The sequence below is a fragment of the Roseovarius sp. MMSF_3298 genome, from assembly GCF_030733705.1.
Taxonomy (GTDB): domain Bacteria; phylum Pseudomonadota; class Alphaproteobacteria; order Rhodobacterales; family Rhodobacteraceae; genus Roseovarius; species Roseovarius confluentis.
The window spans coordinates 1-14,883 of the sequence record NZ_JASHIN010000049.1; the positions used below are offsets into that span (position 1 = coordinate 1).

Genomic DNA, 14,883 nt, shown 5'->3' on the forward strand with positions numbered 1-14,883 from the left:
GCTGTACGGGAACTTCGGCCAGGCAAATTACAGCGCAGCCAAGATGGCGCTTGTCGGCCTTATGCAGACCCTGGCCATCGAAGGCGCAAAACATAATATTCGCGTCAACGCGCTGGCGCCTACCGCCGCGACGGCCATAACCGAAGGCCTACTCTCCGTCGAGGCACTTGCATTGCTCGGGCCTGAAAAGGTCAGTCCGGGCCTTCTGGCGCTCGTTAGGGCGGAGGCACCCACGCGTGCGATCCTCTGTGCAGGCGCCGGTCATTTCGCCACGGCAAACATCACGCTGACGGCAGGTAGCCAAGTCGGAAGCGGTGCGTCTATTGCACAGGATGTAGTGAATTCTTGGAGCCGGATCAGCGAGCGCGACGGCGAAATCGTCCCCGCGTACGGCTTCACGCAGGCAGAACGAGAACTTCGCAGTGCCGGGTATTCCGATCTGCTGCTGGCAGAGGATCGTTAGCGCAGCCATCTCCTGGCTTTGCACGCTGATATCCGCCAAAGCACCTTCGCACGTGCAATCGCTTGTTCGCGAGTCTGCGTGAAGAACACACCTGCAGACGCAGTTCTGCAACGATCAGCATGAGGACATGGTTATCGTCAAAGACATTCCCTTCTATTCCATGTGCGAGCACGAGGTGATCGCCTTTTGCGAAGGGCGAACATCGACTCGGCATGCTTTTCCCGTCGATCTCTGCCGCTTCGCTATTGGAGGAGCCGCGGCCTTGTTCGGACCGCTCGCGATGGCGGTTCGTCCGTCTGTGAATGCCTGTTCTTGGGGTCTGCCACTAGGTTCCTGTCGAAGCTTCTTTCGCCGGGTTCCAGCCGCGCAATCACCTCGGCGATCGTCATGCAAAATGGCATGATCGTCGAGGATAAGCGGCCGGTCGATTTGTTTGGTGCGCCGGAGCATCCCTACACAAAGAACCTGATTGCCGCCGTGCCAGGACAGGCGCGTCCTTCCCCATGACTGGGCCCGGAGGGCAGAGAATTGAATACCAGTATTCCGTTTTTCGACTGCCATAACGACGTAGCGTTGTCTCTTTATCTCGGCGACCACGCCAAGGCGGAAAACTACTTTCTGTCAGGCGAAAATAGTTGGCACATCGACCTTCCCGACGGCGACAACGCCGGGTCTGCTCGATGAGTTCACCCGGCTTGCCTTTCCCTATCGTTGGTCGACCCGCGGGATCCTGATGGACAAGACCGGTGCGACTAAGCTCCTGACGTGCATCCGGCGCCAGTGGTTCGCCAAGCGCAAGTCGATCGCCGCGATCCTCAAAGAGGTGATGACCAACAAGGCCTCGGTGTTGGTCGACACCGAGGCATCGAACAAGGCGGCCGATGCCGATCTCGCCTTGCAGGAGCTCGGCGCGGATTAAGCGGAGATGTGATGCCGCCTCATCCGCTCTCAGCCGGGATCACGCAACGGCTTCTGCCATCACTGCTCAGACATGTGCGGGCTGGCAAGCTCCGTGAATTTTGAGAAGAACTGACCGCTCAGGCGCCTTACCGTCGACTCGATAAGTCGCGCCCCCAATTGCGCGATCTTGCCCCCGACGTCAGCCGTGCAGACATAGTCGAGGACGGTGGCCCCACCTTCTTCGGACAACCTTATGTCCGCCTTGCCCTTGGCAAAGCCGGCAACGCCGCCTGTTCCTGCCCCGATAATGGTATAGCCGTTTGGCTCATCCTTGTTCTCGAGCCTTACCTCCCCCTTGAAGGTGGCGGAGATGACGCCAATCTTGATCTTGACGATTGCCGCCATCTCGTCTTCGCCGGATTTTTCAAGCGACTGGCAACCCGGAATGCAAGCCCTGAGTATATCGGGGTCATTCAGACCGCGCCATACCGCCTCTCGTGGCGCCACAATGCGCTCCTTGCCCTTTATCTCCATTTCTACCTCATCGTCATTCGCCGGTATCCGGCATCTGGTTGCTTCTATTCGGCGGGGCGAAGGCTAAGCCGTTATCTGGCGCTGACGGGCCTGCAACAGTTCCCAGACCCGATCTGGCCGCAGCGGCAACTCATTGATCTTGATGTCGAACGGCGCCAGCGCGTCGCAGACCGCATTGACCAGCGCACCCGGAACCGGTCCGGGAACCCCTTCGCCCAGCCCGCGCGAACCCAGCGGCGTACCCGGGCATCGGGTAAAGCTGTGCGTGACCTCGACATGAGGAACGTCCGGCGCTTGAGCTATGCAGTATCCCTCCAAGGTGGTGGTGAGCTGCTGGCCCTGGTCGTCGTAGAGGTATTGCTCGAACACTGCGTTGGAGATGCCCTGCACGACGCCGCCCTGGATCTGGCCTTCAACAATAAGCGGATTGATGACCGTTCCGGCATCTTCGCAGGTCAGGTAACGTTCGACCTTGAAGGCACCGGTCTTGGCATCGACCTCGACGACGCAGGCATGGGCGCCAAAATAGAACATCGGCGTCGGCGCTTCGAAGTAGTCGGTCGCCTCCAGCCCGGCCTGTTCGTTCTCGGGAAGGTTAACGGGCTTCATGATGATTCGGTCCGCCAACTCGGCAAAGGCAATCCGGTTCGACTTGTCCAATGCCGGGAAAACGTAGCCACCACGAAACTCGATATCCTCCGGTAGGGCGTTGATCTGCCGATCGTGAATGAAGATCCGCGCCATCTTCAGGCGCAGAGTTCGGCACGCGTTATAGACGGCGCTGACCGTGTACGAACCGCCCCTCGCGCCCAGCGAGCCCGAGGCGAAAGGCGTCGACTGGGTGTCACCGGTCTGCACCATGACATCCTGGACATCGATGCCCAGCACCTCGGCCGCGACCTGCGCGAAGGTCGTCTCGTGCCCAGTGCCCTGCGGGGCATCGCCTTCGAGCACCTGCGCCCTGCCACGCGCGTCGATGCGCACGGTGGCCGAGCCATAGCCGGGCTGGTTCTCCAGCTGCACAAAAACATCTGAAGCGATGCCAGAGATCTCGACCCCCGTGCCAAAGCCCAGACCGAGATACTTACCCTCCCTACGCAGCTTGGCTTGGCGCATGCGGAATCCTTCGACATCGATGGTACTCGCCAGTGAGTTGAAGCATTTCACGTAGTCGCCGCTATCCAGATAGGCGCCGGTCGCAGCTGTATAAGGGAACGATTTTACCAGGTTGGTGCGGCGGACATCCTCCGGCGCCCGACCGACGCGCCTAGCGATCAAGTCCATCATCCGCTCCATTACGAACCGCGGCGAATAGCTACCGAATGAGCGTGACGGCGCCAGCGATGGCTTGTTGGTCACGTAGCAGGAAAGGTGGATATCCGCCTTGGCGATGTCATAGCCCGAACAGAACGTGGCAGCTCCCAAGAAGGGCATAACGAAGCCCCAGTAGACGCCCATGCAGCCGTCACCATTGTCAGCGACCATGCGCACCTTCATGCCGAGCACCTTACCCTCGTGGGTGACGCCCATGGTGACGCGGATGCGCTGATCGCGCTCCTGCCCGATCACCATCAGACTCTCTTCTCGCGATTCGATCCAGCGCACCGTACGTTTCATGGTCATCGCCAGCCATGGGATCAGCAACGACTCCCGATAGAACGGCGCCTTGTTGCCAAAGCCTCCGCCCTGATCGCGCGGAGCGATCACCCGCACCATCGAGGTCGAGATGCCAAGCAGCTCGGCCAGGGCCAGGCGGTCAATATGCGGTCGCTGGGTGGTGATCCAGCAAGTTAGCCCGTCATCCTCATTCCAGATTGCCGCAGCCCCGCGGGTCTCCAGCGGGGTGACCCCGGTGCGGTGCACCTTGAACTCTTCGTCGACCACCACCGGCGCCTGGTTCAGGATCGCCTGGATCTCGGCCTGGTTGGCGGCAATACCCTCGGCGGTGCCCCCGCCTGTGAAGCTCATCGAGAATATCTCGTTGCTGTCCATGTCCTGGTGGATGAGCGGAGCATCGGGCGCCATCGCTGCTTCGGGCGAGCCGACGAAGGGCAGGTCCTCGTATTGAACCTCCACCAGCTCGGCCGCATCTTCGGCGAGATAGCGGTCCGTCGCCAGCACTACAGCCACCGGCTCGCCATTGAATTTCACCCGGTCCACAGCAAGGGGCCAGTGCCTGGGGAACCGGCCCGGCAAATTCGGCACCACAATCGGATGAGGCAGCGGCGTCAGCTTGTCCTTGATATCCTCACCAGTGAAAACCGCCGCCACGCCTGCGGAGGCCCTTGCCGCGGTTGTATCGATCGACAGGATCTTGGCATGGGCGCGCTGACTGCGCACGAAAACGATATGGAGCGCCCCGTCCATTTTGAGATCGGCGAAATACTGGCCGCGTCCCTGCGCTAATCGGACGTCTTCCTTGCGGGGAACGCGCTTGCCGACAACCGAGAAATCTTGCAGGTCGTCTTTCATTCTGCTGCCTCCGCCGATTGGCTGCGCATTTCTGCGGCCGCGATCTGAACTGCCTCGACGATGTGGGAATATCCTGTGCAGCGGCAGATGTTACCGGCCAGGGCAAAGCGAATTTCCTCTTCGGTCGGATCGGGATTCTCGCGCAAGAAATCGGTCATGTTCATTATGATACCCGGAGTGCAGTATCCACATTGCAGGGCATGGGTTTTCTGAAACGCCGCCTGCAACGGGTGCGGATTGTTCCTGCTCCCTAAGCCTTCGACCGTGGTCACGTTGCGGTTCGCAACCTGTGCGGCGAGCACCGAGCATGATTTCACCGCGACACCGTCAAGCTGCACGGTGCAGGCACCGCAGACGGCCTCGAACGTGCACCCTACATGGGTACCGGTCAGCCCTAGACGGTCCCTCAGTAGATCCACCAGCAGCAGCCGCGGCGGTACGGTAACTTCCACCGCCTCGCCATTGATTGTCGTCTGGCATGATACAGTGTTCGCCGACATCACTTTTTCCTCCCTGCACGCTCAATCGCCGTCCGGGCAACTTCGGCGCCGATCCGTTCGACCAGCATTCTCCGGTAGTTTTCGTTGGCCCAGCGGTCACCCTGAACCTCGACATCCCGGGCAGCGGCAGCAAAGGCGGCGCAAAGCGCTACTCCGTCAGCCGCTTCGATGCCATTTATGGCCTCTTCCGCCACTGTCAGCCGCTTCGTGCCGTTGGTCAGCCCCGTGGCCGCCACGCGGGTATTGGCACAGCGCCCGCTGTCGTCGAGTGTGATCCGCACGCCGATCCCAATGACAGGCAGGGATGCTGTGGCCAACCCCCATTTCTTGTAGGCCGAACCCGTTTCTGGGCGTGGCGCCCGGAGCCGTACGCAGCTTAGCAATTCGTGAAGCTCACGCGCAGTCTCAAGCGGGCCAATCAGAAAATCGTCAATCGACAACAGTCGGGTTTCGACCCCGGAACTGCCGAACCACCGCAGCTCGATTTCTCCTCCCAGAGCAAGGGTGGCAGTCGGGATGCAGGCCGCAACGTAGTTCCAACACAGCGACCCACCGATCGTGCCCCGATTGCGAACCTGCCGGTCGCCAACCCGGGAAGCCGCGTCCGAGACAGCAGCGAAGGCGCCGTCCCGCAAAAGCGGGTTGCGAGCAAGCTCGGCATAACGGGTCATGGCGCCGATTTCGATCGCCTCATCCGCGCCTACCACGCCGCTCAGCGCGTCGACCCGGTTCAGATCGACCACGACATCGGGCCTGACGACGCGCGACTTAATCGCTTGCATCAAGCTCATACCCCCGGCGATCGCCATGACCTCGCGCTCTTCAGCGCGCGCCAACAAGGTCAGCGCCTCTTCGATTGTACCTGGACTATGAATCTCTTCGATCGGTGCTGGATACATTTCGTTCTCCTAACGATTTCAAGGTAAAAGATGCCGTTCGCCGTTTGGGCTGAGCCCGCTGCGGTGCGACCCCGGTGTCACGTACTGCCAAACTTCTGCGGCGGCCTGCTATTACAACAGCTGGGGTGACCGACCGGGACGGATCAGGGGCTTGGAAGGTGTCTTCCTGCCTTGCCGCCGCTATCTGGCAGGTCCAGCAAACGTCTTGTCGGCGTGGATTTGAAGTGCATTTTTTCCTCCCTGAACGCGGCTTAATCCAACAACGCTCTTACTGCCCGGACAAAACCATCCGGATTGTTAACGTAGGGGTAGTGCCCACCGTCGATTTCGATATGTTGCGCACCAGGCCATGACCCCCTGAAACGCTTTCTTGCCATCGCTCCAACAATCGTGTCGTCGGCGCAATCGAGGATCGCGGCTTTGCCCGAATGCGATCTGCGCGGCAGTTCTCTTGACCGGGCCACGTTCAGTAGTCGCCCCTTCAGGTCCTCCGCCGGCAGCCAGCCACTCATTGCCCCGCAAAGCAGATAGGCGAGTGGTCCTTCCTGTTTCTGCGCTCTCTTCAACCACTGGGTCTGCAATTCGCCCGCCGGTGTGGCATCAATGTGAGCTTCGTCGAACAGCGGGCTCGGCAAGAGATCCGCGACTTCGACGAAGCCGTTGCTGAAGATCAGCGTCGCCTCGGCAACTATCTCCGCCGGCAGCAGCTGCATCCACCACGCGCTGTAGGAGCACCCGAGGATAACGGGTGCCTTGAGTTTGGCGGACTTCACGTAGTCCGCCAAAGCGGATGCCAGCCGATCGGGCGAGACCGTGCCCGAATAGTCGACGTTTATGGGGTCGAGCCCAAGTTTGCAGAGCGCGCTGGTGACGAGACTGAAGAACTCGGACGTTCCGCTCGCTCCCGGCATCAGCACAATTGGCCGGCCTCCTAGACCGGCGCGCCGGCGGACTCGCAGCGGCCCGCCTATCTCACGATCGGCCCACGTGTACAGTTCCTGGAACGTCGCGACTGCTTCCTTCAGGCCCGCGTGCTGGTCAAATTGCATAGTCAGACGACCAGCCCCTCATTGCGCAGTTCCTCCATCGCTTCCGGTGAGAACTCGGCCTTCGGCCCGTTTCCTCCGATTACGAACATAAGCAGTTGCTCTTCTTCAGGTTTGTCGAAGGTGATGTTTTCGAAACGGCGCTGGACGCCGGCGGGAAACGAGATGACGTCGTATGGCCCGAGTTCGAACGCCTCGATCTTGCCGTCGACTTCCCAGGAGCAGCGCCATCTGCCGGTCATGGGAATGAAGGTTTCGTTGGTGTCATGATTGTGCATCATCGGACCGCAGCCAGGCTTAGCCTTGCAGTAGCCGAGGTTGAAACCTTCGGAAATCTTGATGGCGGCATTCTTGGCCGCGTCATCGCCGACCGGCGAGGTTACTGCGCCTGAATCGCGCTCAGGCGGCTGAAAACCGACCACGTTATAAAGCGTTCGCTTTGCCGTCGGATGATTGCTATCCGGCAAGCCGCCGTCGAAGCCTTCGATCTCGCAGAAAAGCGCCACTCTTTTCCGCATCTCTTCGCGCGGCACCCTGATCGTCTTTAACGCCATTTGGTCTCCTCCCATGCGTCGTGACAGCGGAGAAACATCCTCATCACTATTACAATATACGATAGCACCTGAACCTTGCGGCCCAAATGTGCTAGAAATGATATCGACTATTATAAAAGCGAATAACATTGAGTCGGAATGGACCGGGACTACAGCCTCAAAGACCTGAAAGCGCTGAATGTCTTGCTGAGTGAGCGTCATGTCAGCCACGCCGCCGAACGACTGGGTATGAGCCAGCCCGCCATGAGTATGCTGCTAAAGCGCTTGCGCACTGTGTTCGACGACCCGTTGCTGGTCCGCAATGGAAACAGCCATTCCCTGACCGATGCCGCTGAGGATCTACGCCCGCGTATCTGCGATATGATCAAGGACCTGGAAGATCTGCTGGAACACGGAAGCCAATTCCGGCCTGACCGCTCCGACCGGTCGTTCACGCTCATCCTGACCGATTATATTGACGCGATTCTGGTTCCCGGCCTTCATCGGCGGTTCCAACAAATCGCGCCGGGCATAGAACTCAAGATCGTCGGACCTGATCCGTTTCGCCTCGGTCGCGCCTTCGGCGAAGGTCGTGTCGACCTCACCGTCTCCTATTTCCCCAATCCGCCCACTGACCTGGTAACGCGGAGCGTCCTTACCGACCACATGGTATGTGTCACCCGCAAGGGACATCCGGCACTCGCCAGCGCGATTAACCTCGAGATTTTTTGCAAACTGGACCACGTGGTCATCGAACCCGGGCAGGCTTCGATGTACCGCGCAGTCCTGGACGAAGCCCTTGCACGCGAGGGCTTCGCTCGTCGCGTAGCTGTTTCGAAACCGGATTTCCTTGGCGTGCCGTTTCTGCTCGAGGAGAGCGACCTTGTCGCCGCCATGCCGGAGAAGCTTGCGGCGCTGTTTATCCAGCGCTTCGATCTCTTGACGTTTCAGCCTCCGATCCACCTACCGAAGCTGGACATCCGGATGATGTGGAACCGTAGCACCCACCGTTCTGCGGCACATGTGTGGTTACGCGAGCAAATTCTGGAAATCTGTAAGCAACTGAACAACGAAGGAGAAACTGCAAGCACATAAAGGTGTTGATTTCCACCGAGAACTGATGGAGTGGATGCCCCCTCCCGACGGCATCGCAATGTGCCAGAGTGATGTTCGCCAGAACGTCACTTAGAGGAGAGAGCATCCATGAAGAAAGTTAGCATTGTCGGCCTGGACCTTGCAAAGCGGGTGTTTCAGGTTCATGCCGCCGGAAGCGATGGAAGTGTGATCTTGCGCAGGAAACTGTCTCGCGGCCAAGTCGTCAGCCTCTTTACGGAATTGCCCAGATGTACGGTCGCGATGGAGGCCTGCGCCACACACTACTGGGCGCGAGAGATCGGCAAACTTGGGCATGATGTTCGCTTGATCCCGCCGGCGTACGTTAAGCCCTTCGTCAAACGGCAGAAGAATGATGCGGCCAACTCGGCAGCGATCGTTGAAGCAGCGACCCGGCCGTCGATGCGGTTCGTCGTTCCGAAGACCGCATCCCAGCAAGCTTGCTCCATGTTATTCCGGACGCGGGACCTCTTCGTTCGTCAGCGAACGCAGCTTATCAATGCCCTTCGAGCACATCTGGCCGAGCATGGTGTCATCGCTGCGCGTTTCGCATGATGGCGGGCACTGATTTCAGCTGATCGTGGGCAGCGATTTCGCGGGAAGGCGGGCACCTGTTTCACGGGATCGCGGGCAGTGATTTCGCGCGATCATGGGCAGGACTGGCCAACGAACTGAAGTTACTCCGCCTCCTGAAGAACAGGAGGATCGGAATGCCGACAGGACGTTTGACCATGCGCCGTATTCGGGACGTATTGAGATTGAGATTTGCCCAAGGGCTGAGCGAGCGTGCGATTGCCGCGTCGCTGGGGCTAGGGAAAGGAAGTGTTGGGACCTACCTGCGCCGCGCGCGCGACGCTGGCTTGGCGTGGCCGCTGCCGGACGGTCTGGATGACGACGGCCTTGAGCTTTTGTTGTTTCCAAACGCATCGGATGTATCTGATCCGGACCGTCCGGTCCCGGATTGGGCGGCAATCGATAAAGAGCTGCGCCGGCGCAGCGTGACCCGCATGCTGCTCTGGCAGGAATATCGTGCGCAGCACCCCAACGGGTTTGGTTACACCTGGTTTTGCACCCATTTTGAGGCGTGGAAGGGCCGCGTCCGACCGAGCATGCGGCAAACACATGTCGGCGGAGAGAAGGTATTTATCGATTTTGCAGGCGACACGGTCGACATTGTCGATCCGGCCACGGGGGAGGTCAGCGAGGCCAAGCTGTTTGTCGCGGCGATGGGGGCGTCAAGCTATACCTATGCTGTGGCCGTCGCCAGCGAGGGGCTTGAGGACTGGATTGCGGCCCATGTCAGCATGTTCGCCTACTTGGGCGGCGTGCCGCAGGTCGTCGTGCCCGACAATCTCAAGTCAGCCGTGATCAAGGCAGGCCGGTATGATCCCGGCCTGAACCGGACCTATGCGGAAATGGCGGAACATTACGGCACGGCGATCCTGCCGGCGCGCGTGCGCAAGCCCAAGGATAAAGCCAAGGTCGAGGTGGCCGTTCAGGTGGCCCAACGCTGGATCCTGGCGCGATTGCGCAATCACAGGTTCTTCTCGCTGGCAGAGCTGAATGCCGCGATCCGGCCGTTGCTGGACGAATTGAACATGCGCGTCATGCGCGATTATGGGGCAAGCCGGGCGGACCTGTTTGCGACGCTCGATCGACCGAACCTGCAGCCATTGCCCTCTGAACCCTATGTCTTTGCGCGCTGGAAACGCGCCCGTGTTGCGCCGGATTATCATATCGAGGTGGATCGCTGCTGGTATTCCGTGCCGTTCAGCCTGATCCGGCAGCTGGTTGACGCGCGCATCACCCACAAGACCGTGGAAGTCTTCCATCGCGGCAAACGTGTCGCCAGCCACCTGCGCGACCCCGGACGCCGTAGCCATATCACGGTGCCAGAGCATATGCCTTCGGCCCACCGCCGCTATGCGGAATGGTCGCCTGCGCGGATCCTGAGCAGTGCCGCAAAGCTGGGACCCTCGGTGGCTGCGTTTTGTGACATCGTGATGCAGGACAGGCCGCATCCCGAGCAGGGCTTTCGAACCTGCCTGGGCATACTGTCGCTGGCCAGAAGCTTTGATCCCCAGCGGCTTGATGCTGCGTGTCATCGCGGGATCAGCATCAAGGCCCGGTCGGTCTCATCCATCCGTTCCATTCTGAAGACCGGGCTTGATCAGGCCTTCATGGAGCCTGAACCCGAAGAACTGCCGCTGCAACACCCCAACATCCGCGGCCAGAAATATTACCACTGAAAAGGAGACGACCCTTGCTGACACATCCCACTTGCGACCGCCTGGAGGCGATCGGGCTGACCGGTATGGCACAGGCCCTGCACGAGCAACGCTGCGCTGGCGCCATGTTCGAAAGCCTCAGCTTAGAAGAACGGCTGGGCTTGCTTGTTGATCGCGAAGCAGCAGAGCGTGACGCCAAGAGACTGGCAACCCGGTTGCGCTTTGCTGCCTTGCGTCACGCAGCCTGCGTTGAAGATATCGATATGCGCAGCCCGCGCGGCATCGATGCTGGTGTCATGGCGCATTTGATCGATGGTGGCTGGATCAATCGCCATGAAAATCTGCTGATCACTGGCCCAACAGGCTTGGGAAAAAGTTGGATTGCCTGCGCCCTCGGAAACAAGGCCTGCCGAGATGATCGGCGCGTCGTTTATCACCGCGTGCCCCGCCTGTTCCAGATGCTGGCCATCGCCAGGGGCGACGGACGGCATGCCCGTGTCCTCAAGGCGATCGAACGAACGGAATTGCTGATCCTCGACGATTGGGGGCTGTCGGTTCTGACACCGACCGAGCGTCGCGACCTGCTTGAAATCCTCGATGACCGCCAAGGTCGCGGCTCGACCATCGTGACCAGCCAGCTGCCTGTCGATCAATGGTTCGAGGTGATCGGAGATCCCACCCTCGCAGATGCCATCCTCGACCGCCTTGTCCACAATGCGCATCGTCTCACCCTGAACGGTGACAGCATGCGCAGGAAAATGAGCGCATTGAAAACGCTTGACCAGGGCGTCGCGCCCTGACTCAATGACACCTGTTGGCCAGCCTGCCCGAGGGCGTGAAATGGCTGCCCGCGATGCCGTGAAATGCGTGCCCGAGATCACGCGAAATCACTGCCCAAATTCCGCGAAATGCGCAGTCATCGCACCGCAGGGAATTGCGAGCCTCGCGTTGCTGGCGGAGATTGTTGAAGATCACGACACGGGCCTCGACCTTATCGTCGTGGAGACCGCTCGACTGTATCTGGACCAGATAGGGGTGCTCTCCTCTCGGATTGCGTCGCTGGAAAAGGCGCTCAGATCGGAAGCGAAGCGTTCGCAGAGCACCGCTCGCCTCATGTCCATGCCCGGAATGGGACCGATTACGGCAATGGCAGTCGAGGCTTTCGCGCCCACCATGGTGACCTTCAGAAGGGGACGAGATTTTGCAGCCTGGCTCGGCTTGGTGCCAAAACAGCATTCGAGCGGAGGGAAGCAGGTGCTCGGCCGAACGTCGAAGATGGGACAACGCGATATCCGTCGGCTTCTTATCATCGGCGCGATGACCGTCATTCGATGGGCATGCCGGAAAGCTCCACCCGAGAACTCGTGGCTGGCACGGATGCTGGTGCGCAAACCTCGCATGCTCGTTGCAATCGCCCTCGCCAACAAAATGGCTCGATCCATCTGGGCAATGATGACCAAAAACGAAGATTACAAGGATTCCGCTCTGGCTGCTGCGGCGCGACAAACAGGATGAGATTCCGCGTCAATCAGGATGAGACGCAGCGGCGTGTGACCGGTGGAGGGCGGGCGTAGCCCGGCCGGAAGCGGTCACACGCCGCTGCGCAAATTCTTCGGTCTGTGATCGCGGCCGACCCGGTAGGCTGGGGGTTTTCATGATGGAGAACCACCTTGTGCCGGGGCGCCATGTAACCGATCATCAAGCGAGGCTTTTTATGAAGCTGAGACGAGACCACCCGATTGATGTCGCCGCCGCACGCGCAATGGGGCTCCGCCCTCGCCGACCGCGTAGCGGTCGTGAAACCGATCGACCGCTTCCTCAAGACTGCATACTGGTCGTGTTGCATTATGAAGCGACCAGGCCTTTTTCACGCAATTCTTCCATCGATTGGGGAGAAAATTCGGCCTTTGGTTCGTTCCCTCCGATTACGAACATCAGCAGATGCTCGTTGTCCGGATCATCAAAGGTGATGTTCTCGAACCGGCGCTGGACGCCAGCAGGAAACGAGATGACGTCATGCGGCCCGAGCTCGAACGCCTCGACCTTGCCGTCGACCTGCCAGGAACAGCGCCAATTGCCGGTCATGGGAATGAACGTCTCATTCGTGTCGTGATTGTGCATCATGGGGCCGCAGCCGGGCTTGGCCTTGCAATATCCCAGATTGAAGCCTTCCGAAATCTTGATGGCGGCATTCCTTGCGGCGTCATCGCCAACCGGCGAGGTGACCGCCCCGGAATCGAGCTTAGGAGGCTGAAAACCGACCACGTTGTAGAGGGTTCGCCTTGCAGTCGGATGCTTGCTGTCCGGCAAGCCGCCGTCAAAGCCCTTAATTTCAGAAAAGAGCGCCACCCGTTTACGCATTTCCTCGCGCGGCACCCTGATCGTCTTCAATGCCATTTTTGTCTCCTCCTGCGGTTCACAATTGGCGCCAGTCAGCGAAATGGCCGGTCGCTATAATGTGATAAGATAGCGTCTGGATTTTGCGCTATACAATGCACTAGAAATAATTTTATTTATTACAAATTCGAATAACAGTTGGGATTCGGAATGGACCGCAATTACAGCCTGAAGGACCTGAGGGCCCTGAGCGTCCTGTTTAACGAACGGCACATCAGTCAGGCCGCTGAACGGTTGGGCATCAGCCAACCCGCCATGAGCATGCTCTTGAAGCGGCTCCGCGGGATGTTCGACGACCCGCTGCTGATCCGTAACGGAAACAGCCATTCCCTTACGGATTTCGCGCAGGACTTGCAGCCGCGCATCCTCGACATGATAAAAGACATGGAAGACCTGCTGGAACACGGCAGCCATTTCCGTCCCGACCGCTCCGACCGGTCGTTCACTCTCATCCTGACCGATTACATCGATGCCATTCTCGTTCCCACGCTTCATCGGCGGTTTCGGGAAATTGCGCCGGGCATCGAACTTAAGATCATTGGGCCGGACCCGTTTCGCCTCGGCCGTGCGTTCGGTGAAGGCCATGTCGACCTCACCGTGTCCTATTTCCCCAGCCCGCCCGGCGATCTGGTAACGCGGAGCGTCTTTTCCGACCAGATGGTCTGCGTGTTACGCAAAGGGCATCCCGCGCTCGACAAAATGATGGACCTTGGTAATTTCTGTGAGCTCGACCACGTGGCAATCGAGCCGGGTCAAGCCTCGATGTACCGAGCCGTGCTCGACGAAGCACTTGCGCGAGAAGGCTTCGCTCGTCGGGTGACGATTTCAAAACCGGATTTTCTCGGCGTGCCCTTTCTGCTCGAACAAAGCGACTTTGTTGCCACTATGCCGGAAAAGCTCGCAGCATTGTTCACGCAACGCTTTGACCTAATCACCTACCATCCGCCCATCCAATTGCCCAAGCTGGACATCCGGATGATGTGGAACCGCAGAACCCACCGTTCCGCGGCGCATGTGTGGCTGAGAGAGCAGATCCTAGATATTTGTAAAAAGTTGAACAGCGCTGAAAAGTTCTAGGACGCTTCCGGGTAATGCAGACGACCAGCCGCGAGAGGCGGGGCACGTCGTTTCGTTACGCCGGATATCATTTCGGCCAGAGGGACGGCTGCCGTTGCGAAGGATTTGAAGCTCAGCATCGGCCGCACCCGCCGCTCGATACGCCGATGATCCCGCCCGATCCGATTGTTGAGGTATTGGTTTTTGCGAATTCGGACGCTTTCAATGCTCGCTGCGACCTATCTAGCAAACGGCTTTCGGCATTGCATCAACGGTCTTCTCAAGGGGAGAACTCGTCGTGCCAGACCCGAATTACCGCAACTTTTGCAATACAACCATCGGAAAGCCCTTATCAGCGAGACCGGGTTCGCAAGGTGCTCTCCACAGCATGTTCAATCGAAATGTCTGCATCGAATGGGAGAGGCGCATTCAGCGCCTTGGGCAGCAGGCCCAGCTCGACGGTTGGTCGTCTAGTGATCAATCTGTCGCGTATGTCGAAGATTATTCACTTCAATGCAGAGGACCTTAACTGCACGGTTCAGGCCGGTGCCACCCGCGAACAGGTAAACCAACATTTGCGGGACACGGGTTTATTTTTCGCTGTGGACCTAGAGCGGTTCATGCTTTGTCTGAATCGAGTGGGATTGAACTAAGCCGCTGATCGCGGCGACTTGCGGCGGCCTTTGAGGAGAGCGTCCTGACTGAGAGGATGGTTGTGTTGCAACCCACCCTTCAGACAGGA

General features: G+C 59.3%; 14 protein-coding genes and 3 pseudogenes. 10 read left to right on the top strand and 7 right to left on the bottom strand.

Going from position 1 to position 14,883, the window contains the following annotated elements:
- The 3 genes and pseudogenes from RBB18_RS22470 to RBB18_RS22475 all read left to right on the top strand — a co-directional run.
- A partial coding sequence (locus RBB18_RS22470; protein ID WP_306112547.1) for an SDR family NAD(P)-dependent oxidoreductase occupies positions 1 to 463 on the top strand: 463 nt, incomplete at its 5' end.
- A gap of 91 nt (positions 464 to 554) precedes the next feature.
- Positions 555 to 866 carry a GTP cyclohydrolase I gene (locus RBB18_RS23255; RefSeq protein ID WP_371931691.1) on the top strand — a complete coding sequence of 104 codons (312 nt, stop codon included), beginning with the start codon at positions 555 to 557 and terminating at the stop codon, positions 864 to 866.
- 246 nt (positions 867 to 1,112) lie between these two features.
- A pseudogene (locus RBB18_RS22475) lies at positions 1,113 to 1,379 on the top strand (conjugal transfer protein TrbE); the annotation flags it as partial.
- A gap of 62 nt (positions 1,380 to 1,441) precedes the next feature.
- Here RBB18_RS22475 and RBB18_RS22480 read toward each other — a convergent pair.
- The 6 genes from RBB18_RS22480 to RBB18_RS22505 form a co-directional block, all read right to left on the bottom strand.
- The gene (locus RBB18_RS22480; protein ID WP_306112548.1) at positions 1,442 to 1,897 is read right to left on the bottom strand and encodes a CoxG family protein; all 456 of its coding nucleotides are present in this window, start codon (positions 1,895 to 1,897) and stop codon (positions 1,442 to 1,444) included.
- 63 nt (positions 1,898 to 1,960) lie between these two features.
- On the bottom strand, positions 1,961 to 4,369 hold the full coding sequence (locus RBB18_RS22485; protein WP_306112549.1) for a xanthine dehydrogenase family protein molybdopterin-binding subunit: 2,409 nt from the start codon (positions 4,367 to 4,369) through the stop codon (positions 1,961 to 1,963).
- Complete coding sequence (locus tag RBB18_RS22490) at positions 4,366 to 4,869, bottom strand: (2Fe-2S)-binding protein (RefSeq protein WP_306112550.1); 504 nt, start codon at positions 4,867 to 4,869, stop codon at positions 4,366 to 4,368. Before RBB18_RS22490 ends, RBB18_RS22485 begins: the two co-directional genes overlap by 4 nt.
- Positions 4,869 to 5,768: a xanthine dehydrogenase family protein subunit M gene (locus RBB18_RS22495; protein ID WP_306112551.1), complete on the bottom strand. Its 900-nt coding sequence runs from the start codon at positions 5,766 to 5,768 to the stop codon at positions 4,869 to 4,871. Before RBB18_RS22495 ends, RBB18_RS22490 begins: the two co-directional genes overlap by 1 nt.
- Positions 5,769 to 6,019: 251 nt before the next feature.
- Entirely contained in the window at positions 6,020 to 6,817 is a 798-nt protein-coding gene (locus RBB18_RS22500) for an alpha/beta fold hydrolase (RefSeq protein WP_306112552.1), read from the bottom strand.
- 2 nt (positions 6,818 to 6,819) lie between these two features.
- Complete coding sequence (locus RBB18_RS22505; RefSeq protein ID WP_306112553.1) at positions 6,820 to 7,368, bottom strand: hypothetical protein; 549 nt, start codon at positions 7,366 to 7,368, stop codon at positions 6,820 to 6,822.
- A 138-nt stretch (positions 7,369 to 7,506) separates the two neighbouring features.
- On the opposite strand from RBB18_RS22505, the gene RBB18_RS22510 reads away from it, so the two are divergent.
- The 5 genes and pseudogenes from RBB18_RS22510 to RBB18_RS22530 all read left to right on the top strand — a co-directional run.
- Positions 7,507 to 8,442: a LysR family transcriptional regulator gene (locus RBB18_RS22510; protein WP_306112554.1), complete on the top strand. Its 936-nt coding sequence runs from the start codon at positions 7,507 to 7,509 to the stop codon at positions 8,440 to 8,442.
- 108 nt (positions 8,443 to 8,550) lie between these two features.
- Positions 8,551 to 9,006: pseudogene (locus RBB18_RS22515) on the top strand (transposase); the annotation flags it as partial.
- Between the two features lie 164 nt (positions 9,007 to 9,170).
- Positions 9,171 to 10,709 (top strand): IS21 family transposase, encoded by a 1,539-nt coding sequence (gene istA, locus RBB18_RS22520; protein ID WP_306112555.1) that lies wholly within the window; start codon positions 9,171 to 9,173, stop codon positions 10,707 to 10,709.
- Between the two features lie 14 nt (positions 10,710 to 10,723).
- A complete protein-coding gene (gene istB / locus RBB18_RS22525; RefSeq protein WP_306112556.1) occupies positions 10,724 to 11,488 on the top strand; it encodes an IS21-like element helper ATPase IstB in 765 nt (254 codons plus the stop codon).
- Positions 11,489 to 11,516: 28 nt separating this feature from the next.
- Positions 11,517 to 12,203, top strand: a pseudogene (locus RBB18_RS22530) (IS110 family transposase); the annotation flags it as partial.
- Between the two features lie 330 nt (positions 12,204 to 12,533).
- Here RBB18_RS22530 and RBB18_RS22535 read toward each other — a convergent pair.
- Positions 12,534 to 13,085 carry a hypothetical protein gene (locus tag RBB18_RS22535; protein WP_306112557.1) on the bottom strand — a complete coding sequence of 184 codons (552 nt, stop codon included), beginning with the start codon at positions 13,083 to 13,085 and terminating at the stop codon, positions 12,534 to 12,536.
- Between the two features lie 150 nt (positions 13,086 to 13,235).
- Here RBB18_RS22535 and RBB18_RS22540 point away from each other — a divergent pair, with 150 nt between their 5' ends.
- Complete coding sequence (locus RBB18_RS22540) at positions 13,236 to 14,162, top strand: LysR family transcriptional regulator (RefSeq protein ID WP_306112558.1); 927 nt, start codon at positions 13,236 to 13,238, stop codon at positions 14,160 to 14,162.
- Between the two features lie 14 nt (positions 14,163 to 14,176).
- Positions 14,177 to 14,794, top strand: a complete 618-nt coding sequence (locus RBB18_RS23260; protein WP_371931690.1) for an FAD-binding oxidoreductase — start codon at positions 14,177 to 14,179, stop codon at positions 14,792 to 14,794.
- Positions 14,795 to 14,883: the final 89 nt, after the last annotated feature.

Coding starts and splice junctions, on each gene's coding strand:
- RBB18_RS22480 (WP_306112548.1), bottom strand. CDS start 1,897: ATGGAGATAAAGGGCAAGGAGCGCATTGTGGCGCCACGAGAGGCGGTA.
- RBB18_RS22485 (WP_306112549.1), bottom strand. CDS start 4,369: ATGAAAGACGACCTGCAAGATTTCTCGGTTGTCGGCAAGCGCGTTCCC.
- RBB18_RS22490 (WP_306112550.1), bottom strand. CDS start 4,869: ATGTCGGCGAACACTGTATCATGCCAGACGACAATCAATGGCGAGGCG.
- RBB18_RS22495 (WP_306112551.1), bottom strand. CDS start 5,768: ATGTATCCAGCACCGATCGAAGAGATTCATAGTCCAGGTACAATCGAA.
- RBB18_RS22500 (WP_306112552.1), bottom strand. CDS start 6,817: ATGCAATTTGACCAGCACGCGGGCCTGAAGGAAGCAGTCGCGACGTTC.
- RBB18_RS22505 (WP_306112553.1), bottom strand. CDS start 7,368: ATGGCGTTAAAGACGATCAGGGTGCCGCGCGAAGAGATGCGGAAAAGA.
- RBB18_RS22510 (WP_306112554.1), top strand. CDS start 7,507: ATGGACCGGGACTACAGCCTCAAAGACCTGAAAGCGCTGAATGTCTTG.
- istA (WP_306112555.1), top strand. CDS start 9,171: ATGCCGACAGGACGTTTGACCATGCGCCGTATTCGGGACGTATTGAGA.
- RBB18_RS22535 (WP_306112557.1), bottom strand. CDS start 13,085: ATGGCATTGAAGACGATCAGGGTGCCGCGCGAGGAAATGCGTAAACGG.
- RBB18_RS22540 (WP_306112558.1), top strand. CDS start 13,236: ATGGACCGCAATTACAGCCTGAAGGACCTGAGGGCCCTGAGCGTCCTG.
- RBB18_RS23260 (WP_371931690.1), top strand. CDS start 14,177: ATGCAGACGACCAGCCGCGAGAGGCGGGGCACGTCGTTTCGTTACGCC.